Origin of the sequence: Tumebacillus permanentifrigoris, from assembly GCF_003148565.1 — a bacterium.
Taxonomy (GTDB): Bacteria; Bacillota; Bacilli; order Tumebacillales; family Tumebacillaceae; genus Tumebacillus; species Tumebacillus permanentifrigoris.
This window is the reverse complement of sequence record NZ_QGGL01000014.1, coordinates 34,255-54,101: the sequence shown is the minus strand read 5'-3', so window position 1 is coordinate 54,101 and position 19,847 is coordinate 34,255. Positions and strand designations below refer to the sequence as shown.

20 protein-coding genes are annotated in these 19,847 nt (G+C 55.5%); 2 read left to right on the top strand and 18 right to left on the bottom strand.

The features are described from left to right. Positions 1-23: 23 nt before the first annotated feature. From C7459_RS15740 to C7459_RS15665, 16 genes are all read right to left on the bottom strand, one after another. Positions 24-491, bottom strand: coding sequence for an acyl-CoA thioesterase (locus tag C7459_RS15740; RefSeq protein WP_109690248.1), 468 nt, complete (start codon positions 489-491; stop codon positions 24-26). Continuing rightward, positions 488-1,696, bottom strand: a complete 1,209-nt coding sequence (locus C7459_RS15735; RefSeq protein ID WP_170119497.1) for a beta-ketoacyl-[acyl-carrier-protein] synthase family protein — start codon at positions 1,694-1,696, stop codon at positions 488-490. Before C7459_RS15735 ends, C7459_RS15740 begins: the two co-directional genes overlap by 4 nt. 21 nt (positions 1,697-1,717) lie before the next feature. Then, positions 1,718-1,972: a phosphopantetheine-binding protein gene (locus C7459_RS15730; RefSeq protein ID WP_109690246.1), complete on the bottom strand. Its 255-nt coding sequence runs from the start codon at positions 1,970-1,972 to the stop codon at positions 1,718-1,720. 39 nt (positions 1,973-2,011) lie between these two features. Then, positions 2,012-2,272 carry a phosphopantetheine-binding protein gene (locus C7459_RS15725; protein WP_109690245.1) on the bottom strand — a complete coding sequence of 87 codons (261 nt, stop codon included), beginning with the start codon at positions 2,270-2,272 and terminating at the stop codon, positions 2,012-2,014. A gap of 24 nt (positions 2,273-2,296) precedes the next feature. Continuing rightward, the gene (locus C7459_RS15720) at positions 2,297-3,040 is read right to left on the bottom strand and encodes a 3-oxoacyl-ACP reductase family protein (protein ID WP_245884577.1); all 744 of its coding nucleotides are present in this window, start codon (positions 3,038-3,040) and stop codon (positions 2,297-2,299) included. A gap of 28 nt (positions 3,041-3,068) precedes the next feature. Beyond that, on the bottom strand, positions 3,069-4,205 hold the full coding sequence (locus C7459_RS15715) for a beta-ketoacyl-[acyl-carrier-protein] synthase family protein (protein WP_109690244.1): 1,137 nt from the start codon (positions 4,203-4,205) through the stop codon (positions 3,069-3,071). Further along, positions 4,202-4,624: a 3-hydroxyacyl-ACP dehydratase FabZ gene (gene fabZ, locus C7459_RS15710; protein WP_109690243.1), complete on the bottom strand. Its 423-nt coding sequence runs from the start codon at positions 4,622-4,624 to the stop codon at positions 4,202-4,204. The genes C7459_RS15715 and fabZ overlap by 4 nt, the downstream gene beginning before the upstream one ends. A 227-nt stretch (positions 4,625-4,851) precedes the next feature. Further along, a complete protein-coding gene (locus C7459_RS15705; protein WP_109690242.1) occupies positions 4,852-5,094 on the bottom strand; it encodes a hypothetical protein in 243 nt (80 codons plus the stop codon). A 77-nt stretch (positions 5,095-5,171) separates the two neighbouring features. After that, the gene (gene dtd / locus C7459_RS15700) at positions 5,172-5,621 is read right to left on the bottom strand and encodes a D-aminoacyl-tRNA deacylase (protein ID WP_109690241.1); all 450 of its coding nucleotides are present in this window, start codon (positions 5,619-5,621) and stop codon (positions 5,172-5,174) included. Between the two features lie 13 nt (positions 5,622-5,634). Further along, positions 5,635-7,866 carry a RelA/SpoT family protein gene (locus tag C7459_RS15695; protein ID WP_245884576.1) on the bottom strand — a complete coding sequence of 744 codons (2,232 nt, stop codon included), beginning with the start codon at positions 7,864-7,866 and terminating at the stop codon, positions 5,635-5,637. Between the two features lie 43 nt (positions 7,867-7,909). Beyond that, positions 7,910-8,422, bottom strand: coding sequence for an adenine phosphoribosyltransferase (locus tag C7459_RS15690; protein ID WP_109690240.1), 513 nt, complete (start codon positions 8,420-8,422; stop codon positions 7,910-7,912). 15 nt (positions 8,423-8,437) lie between these two features. After that, entirely contained in the window at positions 8,438-10,819 is a 2,382-nt protein-coding gene (gene recJ / locus C7459_RS15685; protein WP_109690239.1) for a single-stranded-DNA-specific exonuclease RecJ, read from the bottom strand. A gap of 130 nt (positions 10,820-10,949) precedes the next feature. After that, positions 10,950-11,837: a protein translocase subunit SecF gene (secF, locus tag C7459_RS15680; RefSeq protein ID WP_109690238.1), complete on the bottom strand. Its 888-nt coding sequence runs from the start codon at positions 11,835-11,837 to the stop codon at positions 10,950-10,952. Then, positions 11,834-13,087 (bottom strand): protein translocase subunit SecD, encoded by a 1,254-nt coding sequence (gene secD, locus C7459_RS15675; RefSeq protein WP_170119496.1) that lies wholly within the window; start codon positions 13,085-13,087, stop codon positions 11,834-11,836. The genes secF and secD overlap by 4 nt, the downstream gene beginning before the upstream one ends. Positions 13,088-13,184: 97 nt before the next feature. Further along, on the bottom strand, positions 13,185-13,868 hold the full coding sequence (locus C7459_RS15670; RefSeq protein WP_109690236.1) for an HD domain-containing protein: 684 nt from the start codon (positions 13,866-13,868) through the stop codon (positions 13,185-13,187). Positions 13,869-13,941: 73 nt separating this feature from the next. Further along, on the bottom strand, positions 13,942-14,289 hold the full coding sequence (locus tag C7459_RS15665) for a post-transcriptional regulator (RefSeq protein ID WP_109690316.1): 348 nt from the start codon (positions 14,287-14,289) through the stop codon (positions 13,942-13,944). A gap of 181 nt (positions 14,290-14,470) precedes the next feature. On the opposite strand from C7459_RS15665, the gene spoVB reads away from it, so the two are divergent. Continuing rightward, positions 14,471-16,057, top strand: a complete 1,587-nt coding sequence (gene spoVB, locus C7459_RS15660; protein ID WP_170119495.1) for a stage V sporulation protein B — start codon at positions 14,471-14,473, stop codon at positions 16,055-16,057. Positions 16,058-16,067: 10 nt separating this feature from the next. Here spoVB and C7459_RS15655 read toward each other — a convergent pair whose 3' ends face one another. Then, a complete protein-coding gene (locus C7459_RS15655; protein ID WP_211320408.1) occupies positions 16,068-16,757 on the bottom strand; it encodes a DUF421 domain-containing protein in 690 nt (229 codons plus the stop codon). Positions 16,758-16,875: 118 nt separating this feature from the next. Then, entirely contained in the window at positions 16,876-19,071 is a 2,196-nt protein-coding gene (locus C7459_RS15650; RefSeq protein WP_109690234.1) for a sensor domain-containing diguanylate cyclase, read from the bottom strand. Positions 19,072-19,413: 342 nt separating this feature from the next. On the opposite strand from C7459_RS15650, the gene C7459_RS15645 reads away from it, so the two are divergent. Then, positions 19,414-19,812 carry a TIGR04086 family membrane protein gene (locus tag C7459_RS15645; protein ID WP_109690233.1) on the top strand — a complete coding sequence of 133 codons (399 nt, stop codon included), beginning with the start codon at positions 19,414-19,416 and terminating at the stop codon, positions 19,810-19,812. Positions 19,813-19,847 lie beyond the last annotated feature (35 nt).

Below are 19,847 nucleotides of genomic sequence, written 5' to 3'. Positions count from 1 at the left end.
CTGCGAGGGGTGTTTTTTTTCGCCTACTTGGCACCGTCTTGCATGAAGTACTCAGGATGCTCTTCCAAGGCTTGTCCTAACACCTCTTGCCAACGATTCGGCCACTGCACCAGCAATTTCTTGGTGGTGTTCGAGACCAACGCGTGGTCGGTGCGGGCGCGCAAGACCAGCTTGCCGGTCTTTTGGTCATAGGCCCGGTACTTGAACGAGACCAGTGTCTTGTCCTGCAAGAGATAGTGCATGACCACCACGATCTCCGACTCCAAGTTCGCGGAGTCCACGTAGTCGAGCTGCGCGCGAACGACCGGCAGATGGAAGCCCAGTTTGTCAAAGTCAGTCGGCCCGATGCCGAGCACATCTCTGGCAAACGCCCAGCGCGTCGACTCCAACCAGACTAAGTACTGGCTGTGGTGCACCACTTGCATGGAGTCAACTTCATGGAAGCGCACGAGCAAGGAATGATGGAACCCGAGCGGCAGGTTCATCGTCATTCTCCGTAGGCACCAATCACGACAGACGCCGTGTTACCGCCAAATGCGAACGAGTTGGACAACACGGTGCGCACCGCTTGGTGGCGAACTTCGTTCGGAATGAAGTCGAAGCCCTCCTCCATCGGATGCTCGAAGTTGATCGTCGCCGGAAGGAATTTGTGGTACAGCGCCAACACGGAGGTCACGAACTCAATCGCGCCCGCTGTGCCCAGCGTATGTCCGAGCTGCGACTTCGAGGAGGAGATCGGAACTTGCTTGGCACGATCGCCAAACACTTCTTGGATCGCGAGCAGTTCCATCGAGTCGTTGTACGGAGTGCCGGTGCCGTGGGCGTTGATGTACTCCACATCTTCCGCCGTCATGCCTGCATCACGAAGTGCTGCGCGCATCGAACGGATCGCGCCGCCGCCCTTCGGGTCCGGGGAGGTCGCATGGTACGCATCGTTCGAGATGCCGTAGCCGAGCACTTCCGCATAGATGCGTGCGCCGCGTGCGACTGCATGCTCCAATTCTTCCATCACGACGATCACAGACGCTTCGCCGAGCGTCAGACCGTCACGGTCTTCGTTAAACGGACGGCAGGAAGACTTGGACAGCGACTTCAGAACGGTGAACCCACTGAAGGAGATCGCGGAGTACGGGTCAACCCCGCCGGCAATCATCACGTCCGCCTTGCCATCGCGGATGTAGTCGGTTGCACAACCGATGGCATTACCACCCGCTGCACAAGCCGTCACGACCGTGGAGAGCGGGCCACGAGCGCCAATTTCTTTGGCCACGTTCCCTGCGATGACCGAGGTCGGGACATTGAGGATGTATTCGTGACGGGACTCGCCCGTCGCTTTTTTCTCACGGTAAAAACGTTCGCGAGCGTTGACGCCGCCAAGCGATGTGGCAATCGAGACGCCTGTGCGGAAGGAGTTCAACTCGCTCCCTTGCAGGCTCGCGTCTTGCATCGCCATCTTGGCTGCGGCGATAGCGGTCTGGGTGGTCTCATCAAAGGAGCTCCACTCCGTCACGCCGAATTTCTCCGGGGTAAACCCTTTGATCTCCGCCCCGGATTGGAACGGATAGCGCTCGATCTCGACGAGCGATTGGATCGGTGCAGTGCCGCAGCGGCCAGTCAACAGACCTTCGAGAAACTCCTCTTTGCCGTTGCCGATCGCTGACAGGACGCCGATTCCGGTGATGACAATTCGTCTCAACGTGTGCAACCCCCTCAGCGCTTAGAGTTCCGGACGAGCGATACGGATAAATTCACAGATGCGGTTTACCGATTGGAAGATCCCCATGTCGTCGTCGCCGATCGATACTTCAAATTGCTTGCCGATTGCGATAACCAGTTCCAGTGCGTCGATCGAGTCGAGACCCAGACCTTCACCGAACAGCGGAGCGTCGTCTTCGACCTCCTCCGCCGTTACGTCGAGACCCAGACGGTTGATGATACATTCTTTGACTTGATGTTCCAGTGTGGTTGCCATCGTGAGTTGCACTTCCTTTCTTTCGATCGATTTGAGGTCTTACAGTTCCGGGCGTGCGGTGCGGATGAATTCACAGATCCGGTTCACCGATTGGAAGATGCCCATGTCGTCGTCGCCGATCGCCACGTCAAATTCCTTGCCGATTGCGATGACGAGCTCCAGTGCGTCGATCGAGTCGAGACCCAGACCTTCACCGAACAACGGCGCATCGTCTTCGATTTCGTCGGCCGACACATCCAGACCCAGACGGTTGATGATACACTGCTTGACGCGCAGTTCGAGCGTTTTCACGGATTCCATTTGTCTGCCTCCTCAGGGTAATGTCTAGACGGACAGCCCGCCGTCGATGGCGATGATCTGGCCGGTGATGTACTGGCCTTGATCGGATGACAGGAACACAGCCATGTTCGCGATGTCTTCCGGCTTGCCGAATTTTTTCAACGGGATCATGTCGTAATATTCCTTGGTTTTCTTCTCGTTGAAGATCGCCGTCATATCCGTTTCGATGAAGCCCGGTGCCAGCGCATTGACGGTGATCCCGAAGCCTGCCAATTCCTTGGACAGGACTCGGGTCAGGCCGTTGATCCCCGCCTTGGTCGTCGCGTAGGCAGCTTGTCCAGGGATGCCAGACAGCGAAGCCACCGACGAGATGTTGACGATGCGACCGCAGCGTTTTTCGATCATCGGACGCAACGAGCTCTTGATGCAGTTGTATACACCTGTGAGGTTGATGTTCAGGGTTTGTTCCCACTCATCCGGCTTGGTCATCATCAGGAACTTCGGGAGCAAGATGCCCGCGTTGTTGACGAGGATGTCGATGCCGCCAAATTTCTCGACGGTTGCATTCGCCATCTGTGTCATCGCTTCCATGTCGTCGACCGATCCTTGGAACAGCAGTACATTGTGGCCTTTGGACTCCAGCAGTTCTTTGACGTCCTCCGCAGACTTGCTGTCGCTGCGGTAGTTGATCACCACGTTCGCACCAGCCTCCGCCATAGAGATGGCGACTTGACGTCCGATGCCGCGCGATGCCCCGGTGATGATCGCCGTCTTGCCTTTCAGCAACATAGATTGTGACCTCCTTGAAGAGTAGACTCTAGACTCGCTTCAGGACGACGGAGACTTGGTTCCCGCCGATCTCGATGCCGTTGACCAAAATGTGGGTCAACGCTTTTTCCTCACCCGGCCAAACTTGCTTGTCGAGGAACAGCGCTCCGGCGACAGTTGCAATCGCATGCGAGGCGCCAAATGTTTCTCCGATCTGCGTTTTCAGTTGCAGTTGCGCCACGTTGGCCGCTGCGTCACCGAATACGTCAGCGATTGCGTTTGCTTCTGCTTGGTCAAATGCGGAGCAGCCGTTCGCCGCGACGAGAATCGCGTCGATGTCCTGCACCTGGAGCCCTGCTTCGCTCAAGGCTTGGCGCATCGCATAGGCGATGGATTCCCCAGTTGTGTCAGCTTGCGAATAGTTCTGGCTGAGGTTCGGGTCGCAGGCGATGCCGTAGGACAGCACTTCACAGTAGACGTGCGCCCCGCGCTGCTCTGCCGACTCCAACGTCTCCATGAACATGCCGCCGATGCCTTCGCCCAGTCGCATACCTTGACCCGCTTCGTCGATCACCGCCATGTTCGCAACTGCATACGCCTTGGCTGCGTTGGCATGCAACTCGTCCACGCCACCTGCGATCAATTGGTTAACACGGCCGGAGCGGATCAGATCCAGCCCGTAGGTGATGCCCGGAATCCCGGTCAGCGTCGTGGTCGGGCCCTTGGTCTGGAAGCGAATCGCCACTTGACCTTGTGCTGCGTTCAAGACGGTGTTCGGGAATACGAGCGGCGATGTGAACGCCGGACCGTCTTCGATGATCTGATTCGTGAACACATTCGTAGAATGCCAAGAGCCAAACGAGGTGTTCAGGATCAGGCCGACAGTTTCGCCGATGTCTGCCAGCTGCTCACGGGTCAACCCAGCATCTTCGACGACTTGTTGCACACCTGCGATATTGAGGATCGTGAAGCGATCCATCCGGCGGAGGGCGCTTTTTTCGAGAACACCGTTGAACTGCGTGTCCACCACTTCGCCAGCAAATACGTCCTCGCCGTCCTCTGTGGTGAAACGGGTAACCTTCGCGATCCCGCTCCGGCCATCCAACAGACCTTCAAGAAAAGCTTCCTTGTCCGTCCCGATCGAAGAAACCACTCCGAGGCCGGTCAGAACAACCCGTGTACTCATTCTTTTTCCTCCTCAAACTCCATGTAATAAGTGATCTGAGCACGGGCGACGTCCTTGCCATCAACCCTTGCAGTGACCTGCACTTTTGCAAAAGCTCCAGCCTTCTGGATGTTGACCGCCTCTGTGACCAACTGGTCCCCAGGGCGGACAAGTCCTAAGAACTTGACTTTGTCGATGCCAGCGATATACCCGTTCTTGGCTTTTGGATACATCATGGCACCTGCTTGAGACATCGATTCAATGATTAACACGCCCGGCATAACCGGATTGTCCGGGAAGTGCCCGGCGAAAAATGCCTCGTTGATTGTCACGTTCTTGTACGCAACTGATCGAACGAATGGTTCTACCTCCAATACCCGGTCGATCAACAGGAACGGATACCGTTGATTGATACGCTCTTGAATTGCTTGAATGTCCATCCTCTCACCCAACTCCCATGTCGAGGTATGTACTTTACAGATGAGTACTCAGAATAAGTGTCGTTTAATTAATCTATTGGCTAAATACAATTATCGTTCCGTTACTTATTTCTGTCAATGCTAAACACCCACTATTTAACTACAATAACTTCATGTTTGGAACGATTGTAAAAAGCACCCGATCCGCCACTGCGAACCGGGTGCTTGCTCTCGTGTGTTTGTGCCGTTTAGCCGTTGATCGCTTTGACTTTCAGCTTGACGATCCGACCGACCGGTATCTTCACTTGCGACACTTTGTAGCCTTCATGCTTCAAGTCTTCAATCAACAAGTGTCGGAAGTAGACGTAGTTCAGTTCCAAGGTGTCCCGCCTCCCGTCGACGATCGCCCGCAGGGCGGCACGGACCTCCTCGTCGATGTACAACTCCAGTTTGACTTCCTTGATTCGGGTCTTCCCCGTACCTTCCGCCATGCGTGCGTCCCCCCTCTGTCTACTCCTACTCGGGGTGGACAAAAAAAAGACCGCGTCGGTGGACCGCGGTCTTTTGCCTAAAAGGTACGTTTGGATTCGAGCAACAGGGTGACAGGACCGTCATTGACCAGCTCGACGTCCATCATCGCGCCAAACACGCCGGTCTCGACGCGCACACCGAAGCTGCGTGCCCGCTCGTTGAAGTATTCGTACAGTTCTTGAGCCACGTCGGGCTTGGCCGCTTCCATAAAGTTCGGGCGGCGGCCCTTGCGACAGTCGCCATAGAGCGTGAATTGGGACACGGACAGCAGAGCGCCTCCGATGTCGAGCAAGGAATGGTTCATTTTCTCTGACTCGTCTTCAAAAATGCGCAGGTTGAGCACCTTGTCAACGAGGTAATCCGCATCCGCTTGGGTGTCCTCATGCGTGATGCCGACGAGCAACACCAATCCTTGGCCGATCTCGCCTGTTACGGCACCCTCGACGGTGACGCGGCCAGAAGCTGCGCGTTGAACTACGATTCTCATACGGCGTAACTCCTTATTGCATGATCCGGCGGACGGTGTAGATGTCCTTCACGCGCTTGATCTTCTCGACGACCGTATGCAGGTGGTCGACGTTGCGGATGTTGATCGAGAGCGAGATCGTCGCCATCTTGCGCTTGTCGGCACGACCGGAAACGGCGGTGATGTCCGTCTTGGAGTCGGCAATCGCCATCATCACCTCGGTGATCAACCCACGGCGATCAAGTCCGGTCACTTCGATCTCGACATTGTACTGCGCACTGCTGTCCATGTCCCACTCGACTTCGATCAGGCGGTTGCCTTCATCCGCCTCCACCGCTTCCAAGTTCAAACAGGTGTTGCGGTGAACAGACACTCCACGCCCACGCGTGACGTAGCCCTTGATGTCATCGCCAGGCACCGGGTTGCAACAGCGAGAGAAGCGCACGAGCATGTTGTCGATGCCTTTGACGCGGATGCCGAGCTTGCTTTTTTTCTGCTTCTTGGGCTCTTGCTTGAGTTCCGGGAGCTTCACCAATTCGACGGGTGGCGCTTCCTTTTTGATCTTGTCGACCAAGCGGGTGACGACTTGGTGAGCGGAGAAGCCACCATAGCCGACGGCCGCGAGCATGTCTTCGACCTTGGTAAAATTGAACTTGTGCGCAATCTCATCCAAGTTCTTGTCAGACATGTACGAGAGTTCGATGCCGTGCTTTTTCACTTCGCGCTCGATCGCTTCACGACCTTTGGAGACGTTCTCCTCGCGCTTCTCCCGCTTGAACCATTGGCGGATCTTCGACTTCGCTTGGGAGGACTTGACGACTTTGATCCAGTCCTGACTTGGACCGTAGGAGTGCTTCGATGTCAGCACTTCCACGATGTCGCCCGTTTTCAGCTTGTAGTCGAGCGGGACAATTTTCCCGTTGATCTTGGCCCCGATCGTGCGGTTGCCGATGTCGGTGTGGATGCGATACGAGAAGTCGATCGGAACGGAACCGGCGGGCAAGTTGATGACGTCACCCTTCGGAGTGAACACGAAGACCTCGTCAGCGAACAAGTCAAATTTCAGCGTCTCCATGAACTCTTGCGCGTCCTTGAAGTCCTGCTGCCATTCGAGAATTTCTCGGAACCACGCAAGTTTTTGCGTGAACGACGCGTCCTTCACACCTGCAGAGGCCGCACCGGTGGTGTCCTTGTCTTTCTCCTTGTCCTTGCCAGCTTGGGCTGCGCTTTCCTTGTACAGCCAGTGAGCTGCGATGCCGTACTCCGCCGTGCGATGCATCTCCCACGTGCGGATCTGGATCTCCAACGGCTCGCCGCGCGGGCCGACCACCGTGGTGTGGAGCGATTGGTACATGTTGGCTTTGGGCATCGCGATATAGTCCTTGAAGCGACCCGGCATCGGCTTCCACATCGTGTGGACGATGCCGAGGATCGCGTAGCAGTCCTTGATGTTGTTGACGATGACGCGCACAGCCAACAAGTCGTAGATCTCGTTGAACTGCTTGTTGTAGTTGGTCATCTTGCGATAGATGGAGTAGAGATGCTTGGCGCGACCGGAGAGGTCGGCCTGAATGTCCAACTCGCCCATTTTCTCACGGACATAATCGATGACTTCCTGCACGTATTCCTCGCGTTCACGGCGTTTTTTCGCCATGAGGTTAACGATGCGGTAGTACTGCTGCGGGTTCATGTAGCGTAGAGAGATGTCCTCGAGCTCCCACTTGATCGTCGAGATGCCCAGACGATGCGCGAGTGGTGCGTAGATTTCCAGCGTCTCCGTTGCGATGCGCACCTGCTTCTCCGTCGGTTGGTGCTTGAGCGTCCGCATGTTGTGCAGGCGGTCGGCCAGCTTGATCAGGATGACGCGGATGTCCTTGGCCATCGCCATGAACATCTTGCGGAGGTTTTCCGCTTGCGCCTCCTCCTTGGAGTTGAACTTGATCCGTTCGAGCTTCGTGACGCCATCGACGAGCGCGGACACCTCCGAGCCGAATTGCTCGGCCAACCGTTGTGCCGTGATGTCGCAGTCCTCAACGACGTCGTGTAGAAGTGCTGCAGACAGCGTGACCGCATCCAGTTCGAGACCTGCGAGGATCTCGGCGACAGCAACCGGATGCATGATGTACGGTTCCCCAGAGCGGCGAGTCTGTCCACGGTGTGCCAATTCGGCAGCCTCATAGGCGCGACGAAGCATCGCCACGTCTTCGGGGCTGGCATAACGGCTTACTTTTTCAATCAGGCGTTCAATGCCCACCGTGTCCTTCATCTCTACCGCCTCCGGTTCCGGGGTGCCGCACGTTTCCGGTCGATCAGTACTGGATGAGTGAGAAGACATCATACCCCTGAAGCTTCTCCCGACCGTTGAGATAAGTCAGCTCTGTCAGGAAGCAGACCCCGACGACGATACCGCCGAGTTTCTCGACGAGCTGAATCGTGGAGCCGATCGTCCCCCCTGTCGCGAGCAGGTCGTCGGCGATGATGACGCGCTGACCCGGTTGGATCGCGTCGGTGTGGATTTCCAAAGAGTCCTTGCCGTATTCGAGCGAGTAGTCCACGGAGATGGTTTCGTGTGGGAGTTTGCCCGGTTTGCGCACCGGGATGAACCCTTTTTGCATCGCGAATGCCATCGGAGCTGCCAACACGAAGCCACGGGATTCCGGGCCTGCGATCAGATCAGCCTTGCGTTCCTCGGCAAACTTGGTGAACTCTGCGATCGCTGCATGGAAAGCCGGTCCGTCCTTGAGCAGCGTGGTGATGTCTTTGAAGCGAATCCCCGGGGACGGGAAATCGGGGATGACGCGAATTTTTTCTTTGAAATTCATGAGTGTAAGATCCTCCTACGCTTGTCTCAACAGTAGTGTGACAAGCCATTCTCGAAGTGTATCGTGAGACGCGACCAGCAGTTTCTCCCGCACTTGCTTTAAATGCTGGAAGCGCTGTGCCTGTTGTTGGTAAGTCGGAGCTTCCGACAGTTCCCGGCGTGTCGCGCTACTATTCTTAGCATACTGGTTGCCTTCTTGCAACGCAAATTCCAATTCGGTAAACACCGCGAGGATCGTCTCGACCCCCTCCTGTGTCAAGGGACGCATCTCTTGGAGCATCTGTTCGTAGCTCAACGTCTCTTGCTTTTGGAGCAGGCGATAGGCATACGTGAACGCATTGCGCTCTGGCAGCCAGTTCACCTCGGCGTGGCGGCAGTATTGCTCATCTGCCTCCCCGTGGATCACGTATAATTTCTGAGCGGGCTGAAGCTCTGCCAGCGCGGCTTCTACCTGCGCCACCGTCTGTGGAAGATCGTAGAGCACGACGTGGTCGGTCGGCCTGTCACCGCCTGCCACCCGTTCCCAACGACCTGTAGCATCGACGAGCACCAGACGGTACTTGTCTTCATTCCAAGGATACCCGAACAAACGCTTTTCGATCTCGCGCAGATTAGGTTCTTGGAAAAACAACACGGTCAACGGTTCCTTGCGCGTTTCTAACCAGACCGCTTTGTCCCCACAGCCGCGCTTGTCGAAGCACTGCACAGCGTTCGCTCGCCAGTCTCCTAACAGGACCTGTAGGTTGCGTCGGCCCTTCCACTCGTTGATTGCGAGTTCGCCGACGATGTCGATGCTCGCCAACCGTTCGAGGGCGGGCTGGTCTTCGCTGCGGCGAAACGCGATGCAATCGAGCGTTTGGTTGGCACGTTTCACACGCATCTGCAAGTGTGTGGCGTCCTTGCCCACGACGCGCGTCTGTTCGAGTTGCAGCCCTTCAAAGGAAAAGCGCGGGCTCGGATTGCCAAAGCCATACGGCGCGAGGCGTTCCATCTGCTCGACCAGTTGCAGGTTGACCTCGCCAAGATCGAGCACCATGTCGACGTCGATCTTCGGTTGCATCAATTCATCGGTCAGCGCTTCTTGGGCGATGTCATTCATCCTACGCCGCAGTTCGTCGATGCGCTCCTCGGCAATCGAGAAGCCTGCCGCCATCTTGTGCCCTCCGTAGTGTCCGAGCAGGTCGGCGCACTTCGTGAGCGCCGCGTAGAGGTCGAATCCGTGGATGCTGCGGGCAGACGACTTGCCGCTGCCTTCTCCGTTGAGTGCGATCATCAGCGTCGGGCGGTAGTAGCGCTCGACGAGCCGCGATGCCACGATGCCGATAACGCCTTCGTTCCAACCGGAGGAGGGCACGACCAGCACGCGACCTTCCAACCACTCAGGGTGTGCCTCGACAAGCGCGACCGCCTGTTCGAAGATCCCTTCCCCAATCTCTTGACGCTCACGGTTGCGCGCATCCAAGAACTCCGCCAATTCCTTGGCTTTTTCGGTGTCGGTGGTGGTAAGCAGTTCGACCGCGTATGTTGCCGAATCCAACCGGCCGCTGGCATTGATGCGCGGGCCAAACGAAAAGCCGATGTGTCCCGCCGTGACTTGCTTGTCCTGCAAACCGGCCACTTCGATCAGAGCCCGCACACCAGGACGCGGCACGGCGTTCATCGCTTCCAAGCCAAACAGGGTGATCAAGCGGTTCTCACCTTGCAGCGGAGCCAAGTCCGCCACGGTGCCAATCGCCGCCAGATCGAGAAATTCCTCTGGCAGACGCTCATACAAGGCTTGTACGAGCTTCCATGCGACGCCGACGCCGGCGAGCATTTTTTCCGGGTAGTTGCACCCCGGTTGCTTCGGGTTGAGGATCGCGTAGGCATCCGGCAGGATCTCCGGCGGCGTGTGGTGGTCTGTGACGATCAGATCAAGCCCGATCTCCCGAGCCAACCGCACTTCCTCGACTGCACTGATCCCGTTGTCGACGGTGATCACGAGGTCGAATCCGCGTTCCTTCGCCTGTTGGATGGCAGGTCCATTCAAACCATAGCCTTCAGAGAAGCGGTCGGGGATGTACGTCTCCACATCAGCGCCGATCTCGCGCAGGGCGAGAAACAGCAGCGCGGTAGACGTTGCTCCGTCCGCGTCATAGTCACCGTAGATCATCATCCGTTCCTTGCGGTCGATGGCGGAACGAATCCGCGCGACCGCCTTGTCCATATCGCGCATCAGATACGGGTCGGAAAAGCCGTCCCGTCCAGGGTACAGAAAACGCTGAGCATCTTCCACCGTACATAAGCCTCTACGCCACAACAGGCGGGCCAGAATGGGCGAAACACCCAACTCTTCCGCCAAAGCATGAACTTGCCTATCATCAGCTTCGAGGACGACCCAACGCTTGGGTTTTTGCATATCAGAAAATCCTCTCTACGATAAAAACAATAGAATAATTTCATTATACTTCTTGACAGGTTCAGGAGCAACAACAGGGAAAAAACCGCCGGGTTATGCACCCGGCGGTTTTTTTACAAGACAGCGCGTTTTAGGCTGCGGTTTTCGGTTTTTTCAACTCGCGAGACTTCCACGATACCCAAAGTTGGGAGGCGATGAAAATCGAGGAGTAGGCACCGGTGACCAGACCGATGAGCAGCGCGAGTGCGAAGTGCTTGATTGGAGTGCCGCCGAGGATGTACAAACATCCTGCGGAGAACACAACGGTCAAGACGGTGTTGATCGAACGCGCCATCGTCTGCCAGATCGAGTCGTTGACCATCGTCTCAAGATCGGCGGTGGTCTTGATCTTGGTGTGTTTCAGGTTGTCACGAATCCGGTCGAAGATGACGATCGTATCGTGAATCGAATACCCGACGATCGTCAGGATCGCCGCGATGAAGTTGATGTCGATCTCCAGTTGCAACAGGGCGAAAATCGAGATGACCACGAGCACGACCTGCAGGACCGAGATGACACCCGAGATCGCGAAGCGATACTCGAAACGGATCGCCATGTACAGGATGATCCCAATCGATGCGTAGAGGATCGCGTAGATCGCCTTTTGCGCCAATTCGCGGGCAACGACCGGGTCGACCGAGGAGATCTGTGCATTGGCATTCGGATACTTCTCATCGAGGAAGGCTTTTACTTGTGCTTCTTCTTCGGCAGAGAACTTTTTGTCGATTCGAACGACGACACCGGTATCCTCGATGCCTTGAACTTGCGCGACCTTGAAGGTCGTGAACTTGTCGTTGAATTCCTTGGCGATGTCATCCCCGACAAAGGCATGCCCGACGGTGAACTGCACGCGGGAACCCGCCTCAAAGTCGGTGCCTAAGTTCAGACCACGAGTTAGCATGATCGCGATCCCGACGACCGCGATCAGGAGGGAGATGATGAAGTACCATTTCCGGTTTCTTACGATTTCGAACTTCATTTCTTATCCCCTCCCTTGCGACGCACGACACCCGATGTAGCAATCGAGCGCGGCGCACCATACCACCACGTGTTGCGAATCACGTTCGAGCGCACGAGCAGTTGCAGCATCAGGCGCGAGATCAACACGGCGGTGATGAAGGTCGCGAGGACCGAGATGATGTGCGCCACGGCGAAACTCTTGATCGCCCCTGTGCCGAACCAGTACATCAAGAAACCCGCGATGATCGAGGTGACGTTGGCATCGATGATCGTCGGCATCGAGCGCTTCTGCCCCATGATCACAGCGGACAGCAGCGATTTGCCCGCACGGAATTCGTCCTTGATCCGTTCGGTGGCGATGATGTTCACGTCAACGGCCATCCCGATCCCCAACACCAGAGCTGCGAGGCCTGGCAAGGTCAGTGTGATGTGCATATAGCGAACCACCGCGAACAGCAGGAACGCATACATCAGCAAGGCGATCATCGCGATCAGCCCCGGCAGACGGTAGTAGACGACCATGAAGACCAAGATCAAGACAAAGGCGATTACCCCTGCATACAGGGTCATGTCCAGTGCTTCTGCGCCCAATGTCGGCGACACAGAGAATGAGGACAGCTCATCCAGTGGATACGGCAGCGCCCCTGCGTTCAGGTAGTTTGCCAGTTTTTTCGCTTCGTCGGCGTCCTTTTGCCCGTTGATCACAGCAGAACCACCGTAGATCGGTTGGTTGATCACTGGGTTTTGCAACAGTTTCTCGTCCAAGTAGATGGCCACGTTCTGTCCAACGTATTTCTCGGTGATCGTTTGGAACAGCTTGGCGTCTTTGAACTCAATCGAGACTTGCGCTTGGTTGGTTTGTTGATCCAACACATATTTCGCATTGGATTTGATATCCTTGCCGGTAGCCAATACGGTACCATCCGGCGCTTTAAATTCCAGCTTCGCAGATTGAACCAGCATCTTTTTCGCTTCTTCTTGGGAGAAAAGACCTGCGATCTGAACGCGAATGCGGTTGCCTTCCTCAATTTGGATCACCGGCTCGGCGATCCCCGATTGGTCAACGCGACGTTCAATCGCGTTTTTGACAGCAATCATGCCTTCCTGTGTTACCTTGTCATCACCAGCGTCTTTCACTTGATACAAGACGTCAAAGCCACCCTTGAGATCGAGGCCTAGCGTGATACCATTCCAAATCTTCGAGTACGATGGGATGGCGAGCGCAAAAAATACGGCAACGATCATCAAGAAGGCTAGAAATCGGCTCACCTTCATGACAATCCTCCTCGCAAATTCAATGTTCTTAGTATATCGTCAACTCTATTAAATGGTCAATTGAGAACCCGTTGGCATAAAAAAGGGGGCCTTACAAAATCTTGGCCCCGTTGATCTTCATTGCAAATTCCATTTTGAGCATCTTGGCCGCACGCTGGCACATCAGCATGCGCTCCATGAAGATCTCAAAATACTCCATGACCGACGACACCTCGGTGTCGATCGTAAGTTCCAGCGTGATCAAGCGGTTCGCTGCATCGACATCCAAATTCGAGCAGGTGGCCGAGTAATTCACGCGGTCATGGACGTCAAACGTAGACACGTCGCGGCGTCGTACCCGCGAGCGATGCACGTCCGACTTGTCCGCGAGGATCAAGGCAGCCGCGACGATGTTGACCGCTTCACCATACTGCTCCTCGTGGTTCCCGACAGCCCCGACAATCGTCGCGACCTCGTCGTAGTCCATGCCGAGGTCTTCGAGGATGCGCAGGCAGATGATCGCGCCTGCTTTGCCGTGGTCGTGACGGCCCGTGATGTTCCCGATGTCGTGGATGTATCCTGCGATGCACGCGAGTTCCTGTTCACGCTTGGAATACCCGAGTTTTTGCATCACCATCTCCGCTCGTTCGCGCACCACCGTCACATGGCGAAACCCGTGTTCTGTAAATCCCATCGCTTTTAAGTGCAAATCGGCCGATACAATGTACTGATACACTTGCGGCAGGTCTTTGATCTCGGCCAGGGTGATTCGTTTTTTCACTGCGGTTGTCGTCATGAAAAAAACGCCCCCATTCGCTGTATGAGATTTACTCGCGTAGTATCTCTCAGAGCAGGGGGCGTTATGCGTGCTAGAAATGTCGCTTAGGCGGCGGGGGCATGTCGTCTGCATCGGGCTGTTTGTAGGCGCGAATCAGCAACCAGTTCATGAAGACATTGGTTTTCAAGGTGAGCACGTCGTTGATCACACGGTGTAGCGGCGGGATCATCTTGTACTTTTGCGAGACGCATTCCCAGACCTCCGCACCTGTCACCTGTTCGTAGCCGAGCAGATGAAACTCCTCGGCTTTGCTGGTGCAAACCTGTTCAATCGCCTCCGTCAAGCGTTGCTCTGAGTTCAGGGCATTCCGTTCCGGCTCGACCGCTTCGATCGCCTCTGCCTCTGGGTGTTCTTGCTCCGGATGTTGCGCTTCGCTCATCATGACTCCCCGCCTTCCGATTCTTACTCGTACACGCTCAATTCGCGGCTCCCTATGATTTCTCCTGCTAGACTTGTCGATATTTGACAGATCGCTGATGCAAAACCGGACTAACCCTTGCCCGTCCCGCATAGATATGGGACAGGAAACATCTGTCACGGAGAAAGGGGAGAACCGCATTGTGAGCAAACAATCCTTTTTAAAAGGCGCAGTGATTCTCGTCGCGGCCAGTCTCGTCACCCGTGTCTTGGGCTTCGTTTATAAGATATTCCTGTCACGGATGATCGGAGCCGAGGGCATTGGATTGTTTCAAACTGTATTCCCGATCCTGATGTTCGTCATCACGATCACCACCGCCGGACTCCCGGTTGCCATCTCCAAACTGATCGCGGAGGCGCTGGTCGAGGAAGACTACCGCCGGGTGCGCCGAGTCGTAACCGTCTCGATGACGACGGTGCTGTTGTTATCTGTCGTGGCCAGCGTCCTGATGCTCGTGCTCGCCCCGTGGTTGACCACACACGTCCTGACCGATCCGCGCGCCTATCAGACCCTGCTGGCGATGATTCCGATCATCATCATCATCGCGATCTCCTCGATCCTGCGCGGCTACTTCCAAGGTCTGCAGAACATGTCTCCGAACGCGATCGCCTCCATCCTCGAACAGTCGGCACGGATCGTCACCGTGTTGCTGTTCGCCAGCTACATGTTGCCCTACGGCATGCAATACGCCGCAGCAGGTGCGATGGTCGGGATGGTCGCAGGCGAACTGATCGGCCTGTTCTACCTCGTGTACACGTATTACAAAAAGTACCCGCTACGTCGGTTCCAACAGCTTGAGATCAAAAAAGCGCAGGAGCCGTTCCCCCAAATGTTGCGCTCGCTGTTGGAGATCGCGATCCCGGTCACGCTCTCTCGCCTCGTCAGTTCCGTCACCTACGCGATCGAGCCGATTCTCGTCACGCGCTGTCTCGTCGCCACTGGTGTCACCGCCGCGACGGCGACGGCATTGTATGGACGATTCTCGGGTATGGCGATCTCCTTGCTGCTGTTGCCGACCGTCTTCACGTGGTCGTTGCAAACCACGCTGGTTCCGGCGATCTCTGAAGCGGTCGCCGCCAAGGAGCACAAACTCGTGCAACGCCGCCTCTACCAAGCGTTCCGCATGACCGCGCTGATCGGCTTCCCGACTTCAGCAATTCTGACTTTGTTCGCCAACGAGCTCGGCCACGCCGTCTTTAACGACCGTGCGGTCGGCCCAATTCTCGCGGTGATGGCACCGGCTGGCTTCCTGCTTTATTTGCAAGCACCGCTGGCCGGCATCTTGCAAGGCATGAACCGCGCTGGCGAAGCGATGTTCAACTCGATCATCGGCAGCGCAGTCAAACTCGGGGTGATCTATTACCTCGTCGCCAAGCCGGAGTATGGCATCTACGGGGTAGCTTGGTCGGTCGTGATCTCGGCATCGCTGGTCACGGTCTTGCACTTTATCTCCGTCTCCCGGCACTTGGGCTTCTACCTGAATTTGCCGGAGACGGCGAAAATCATCTGCACGACGGTGATCATGTGCGCCGGGATGATGCAACTGCAACACATGATGCCCCAGATCCCCGACGCCTGGGTGGTCTCGCTGTGTACGGTCGCGGGGTTCGCGCTGTATTTCTTCATTTTGAACCTGCTGCGCATCGTCACGTTGCATTCTGTGCGGCGAATTCCTAGGATCGGTCCCGTGCTGGCAGGCGTCCTGCGCTTCGTTCCTTTTGTGCGATAGATGTAGGGCTTTATTCTTTTAGATCGATAAAAAGCTCCCCTTGGTTGTCGATCGAGCAGTAAAAGATTTTTTTGAACTCGCTATGCCCGTACTGCTGCAGTTCGTTTTTCAACCAAAAGCGGGTTTGTCCGATCTTCTCCAAGTTCCCATCCATGACAACACCGTCCACGATCAGCGGCAACGGCAGTCCTGTGCGGGTGACTTTTAGCCCCAAGTCCTCCGGGGTGACAGGGCGTTTCTCGGCTTTCGGGAACACGCTGAGTTTCCCGGTGGTCTCGAGGATCGCGAATTCCACATCATTGACCGACGCGACGTCCTTCTCCCGCAACTGGGTCATCAGGTCGCTCATGCTGTACCGAGTGCGGCGCATCTCATCATCGCGAATCTTGCCGTTGGCGATCAACATCGTAGGCTTCCCATCGATCAGATAGCGGAGCGTGACCGACTTCAACGTCAGCCACGAGACTAAAATTTGCAAGCAAACCAACAACGCGGTGATCACGATCCCGCGCATGATCGGCATATCGGGACTCTCTAACGACATCGCCGACACTTCAGCGATCATCACGGAGACGACGAGGTCGAAGACCGACAGCGCCCCAATCTCTCGCTTGCCCATCAAGCGCATCGACGTGAGGATCACGAAGTAGAACAAGATGACGCGCAGCAACAACATTCCGAGACTTTCATCCAGCAACATGGGGCCTCCTCTCCTTCCGTACCGTTACAGACTCTAGGTACTAGTATGGAGCCGTTGCCTCGCCCCCATGCACAGAAAAAAGCCCTTGCTGGAAGCGCGAGGGCTTTTTCATCATCAATTACGCGTCTTGTGGTTGACGGTCTTGTGCTTGCTTCCATTCGCTGGACAGGTGCAGGAACGTCTCGGGAATCATCGAGATCAACTGCGGCTCCTCCGCTACTTCGTCCGGGAAGATCAGCACATCGGAGCGCACCATCACCCGCACAATTACGTTGTCGCGCACGCGGAACGGATGTTGGGAAATCGCCCGTGTGATGCGCTCGCGGATGCGTTGTGCCTCGATGCGATCGACTGTCGGCACCAACAACAGGAACTCGTCACCGCCATAGCGGCACGCAATCTCGCCGTGGCGGACGTTCTGCTTGACCAACACGGAGATCTCTCGCAACACATGGTTGCCAATCTCAAACCCAAAGGTGCGGTTGATGTTGTCAAATTCGATGACGTTGAAGAAGATCAGGCCAAAAGACGAGCCATTCTCCCGTGTCGACATCATGTATTCGTCCATCATCTTCATGTGCAAGTAATGATAGGTATACAAACCGGTCAACTGATCGACAAACAAGTGGGCGTCAAAGTCTGGTGTGTAGACGGCGACCTTGTTCCGTCCCCGTTGCTTCGCTCCCCAGTACATCGCTTGGTCTGCCTTCTCCAACAATTCCTTCTCATCTTGATCATGATCTGGATAAGTGGCGAGGCCCACCGAGACGGTCACGCCTTGTACGACATAGCCTTGGTACTCAAACTTGTTGTGCGCGACGGCGCGGCGCAAGTGCTCCACGCTCTGCTTGGCATGTTCCAAGGACTCATTGAGGATCACCGCGAACTCCTCGCCCCCATAGCGGGCGACGACACCGCGTGTGCCGATCGTTTTCTGGATCACTTGCCCCGTCTGGCGCAGCACTTCGTCGCCGACGACGTGGCCATACGTATCGTTGTATTTCTTGAAGTGGTCGATATCGATGATCACGATCGAGAGCGGATTGCCGAGATCTTTGGCGATCTGGGTGCTACGTTTCAACTCTTGGTAGAAATAGCGGTAGTTGTACAGCCCTGTACCTGGGTCGCGCAACGTCGCTTCTTGCAATTCCGAATAGAGGTTGGCGTTCTCAATGATCACACCAACTTGAGTCGCCAATACCGTAACCCACTCCGTCTGTTCCTGCGAGAACGCATACGGACGCTTCCCGTAGCAGGTGATGACGCCTACGACTTTGTCACGAGCCAACAGCGGTACGACCAGCATCGATTCGAAGTGCGCCTTGCCCTTGATCGACTTGACACGGCGGTCTTTTGCCACATCATCGACACGCTCGACGCGCTTGTTGAGAACCGCGTTGACGACGATGCCAGTTTGCTCAAGCGACATCCCGTCCTGCGGCAATTGTCCGATCAAACTGTCATCGCTGGAACAGACCGGGTAGATGCGGTCACCTCGAAATACCCAGAGTACGCCAGCCGCACAGTTGGTCAAGCGCCCCGACGTCTCGACGATCGTGCTGTAGATTTTGTCGAGGTCGAACTCGCTTTGCAATTGGGCGTTGACCTGATGGACTTCATTGAGGCGCGTGATCTTCTGATACAGCTTCATGACCTGCCCGAACAGGATCAGAGGCAAGAAGATGAGGAAGACCACCGGCAGATAATGGCTGAACAGCAACATGAAGACCGCAAATGGCGTCGAGATCAGATAGTTGAGCGAATCGGAGAGAAACAGTTGGGCGTAATTTCCCGAAAGCATCGGGTCTTTGCGCAGAAAGAAGAGCACGTAGACCGACGTATGGTTGACGATCATGTACGTCAGCGCAACCGGGATGAAAATCAACAGCTGCATCGAACTGAGCATCTCTGTCGTCGATACTTCGCGTCCACCTAACCACGTGAACACGCCATAGGCAGCAAACACACAGACCGCATATTGGGCAGCGTTGAAAAACGCGATGAAATATCCCTTGTGGTTCTTTTTGAGGATTCGATTGTTCAAAAACGCTTGGAACAACACGGCAGTCGCCACCAACGGGGCCGCGACAAACGGACCTTCGAGAATCATCGTCCCCAGTACAACACCGACCGTAAGTGTTCCGTACGCATTGCCAAGCGGAATCTGTATGATCTCCACCAAGATCCCGAGCAAGAACAAAGGAATGATGTCGACCCGTGTGTACAAGTCGAGATGCTCCGTCACACCGCTTATGAGAAAGCAGGCCACCGCGATCACAGCGTACATATACACTTTGTCAATCGAGCGGTTCACACACCATCACTCCTTTCTCAAGTACTAGTCTTTATAGATAGTTCTGTATTACTTCCACTTTCGCTACACAATTCCTTCTTGGATTATTATACCATTATGTCTATGTTTCAACTTCTTCATAAATGTAAGTTAAAATCAATGAGCATAGGAGTTGAAAAAGACCTTTCCGCCGCTAGGGCGAAAAGGTCTCTTTTTCGTAGAAAAAGCCGGGGCTGCGATGTAGGCTGGGATGTGTGGAAGTCGTTTGCTATGATCCCGGCATCACTCATCATGTCCGCTGGTACAAGCGAATATACATGAACGGACAGACACGACTACCAAACGCAGTGGAGGTGCTTCAGGGTGAAGAACAATTTGTTTACCGACTATACCCCGAATTTTGGCGGTACGCCGGTGCTGTACGGACTGGTGGCGGCTTTCAGTACTGCACTGATCTCAATCCTCGTCACGACGTTGCTACTAGGCTGGACATCGATTGCCGAAGCGAGGCTGTCCAGTATCACCTATGTGCTGAACATGGTGGCCGTCGTGGTCGGTTCGATGCTCGCCGCTCGACATGCGGGCACCAAGGGCTGGTATTACGGAGCCTTGACAGGTCTCTGCTACGCGGTGTTGATCACGTTGCTCGGCCTCTTGATGGTCAGTGGTCCGCTGTTCAATCTCAACAACTTGTTCCAGACGATTCTCATGGGCTTGATCGGTGCATTCGGCGGCATGATCGGCGTCAACCTCCGCAAGTAGCAAAAAAAGACCCCACTCGTGACGAGTCGGGTCTT

What these genes read in the sequence shown, in the direction of transcription:
- secF (WP_109690238.1), bottom strand. Translation starts at nt 11,837, where the DNA reads ATGAAGTTCGAAATCGTAAGAAACCGGAAATGGTACTTCATCATCTCC.
- fabZ (WP_109690243.1), bottom strand. Translation starts at nt 4,624, where the DNA reads ATGGACATTCAAGCAATTCAAGAGCGTATCAATCAACGGTATCCGTTC.
- C7459_RS15720 (WP_245884577.1), bottom strand. Translation starts at nt 3,040, where the DNA reads ATGTTGCTGAAAGGCAAGACGGCGATCATCACCGGGGCATCGCGCGGC.
- C7459_RS15665 (WP_109690316.1), bottom strand. Translation starts at nt 14,289, where the DNA reads ATGAGCGAAGCGCAACATCCGGAGCAAGAACACCCAGAGGCAGAGGCG.
- C7459_RS15725 (WP_109690245.1), bottom strand. Translation starts at nt 2,272, where the DNA reads ATGGAATCCGTGAAAACGCTCGAACTGCGCGTCAAGCAGTGTATCATC.
- recJ (WP_109690239.1), bottom strand. Translation starts at nt 10,819, where the DNA reads ATGCAAAAACCCAAGCGTTGGGTCGTCCTCGAAGCTGATGATAGGCAA.
- C7459_RS15655 (WP_211320408.1), bottom strand. Translation starts at nt 16,757, where the DNA reads ATGTTGCTGGATGAAAGTCTCGGAATGTTGTTGCTGCGCGTCATCTTG.
- C7459_RS15695 (WP_245884576.1), bottom strand. Translation starts at nt 7,866, where the DNA reads ATGAAGGACACGGTGGGCATTGAACGCCTGATTGAAAAAGTAAGCCGT.
- C7459_RS15730 (WP_109690246.1), bottom strand. Translation starts at nt 1,972, where the DNA reads ATGGCAACCACACTGGAACATCAAGTCAAAGAATGTATCATCAACCGT.
- C7459_RS15705 (WP_109690242.1), bottom strand. Translation starts at nt 5,094, where the DNA reads ATGGCGGAAGGTACGGGGAAGACCCGAATCAAGGAAGTCAAACTGGAG.
- C7459_RS15670 (WP_109690236.1), bottom strand. Translation starts at nt 13,868, where the DNA reads ATGACGACAACCGCAGTGAAAAAACGAATCACCCTGGCCGAGATCAAA.
- C7459_RS15740 (WP_109690248.1), bottom strand. Translation starts at nt 491, where the DNA reads ATGACGATGAACCTGCCGCTCGGGTTCCATCATTCCTTGCTCGTGCGC.
- C7459_RS15690 (WP_109690240.1), bottom strand. Translation starts at nt 8,422, where the DNA reads ATGAATTTCAAAGAAAAAATTCGCGTCATCCCCGATTTCCCGTCCCCG.
- dtd (WP_109690241.1), bottom strand. Translation starts at nt 5,621, where the DNA reads ATGAGAATCGTAGTTCAACGCGCAGCTTCTGGCCGCGTCACCGTCGAG.
- C7459_RS15715 (WP_109690244.1), bottom strand. Translation starts at nt 4,205, where the DNA reads ATGAGTACACGGGTTGTTCTGACCGGCCTCGGAGTGGTTTCTTCGATC.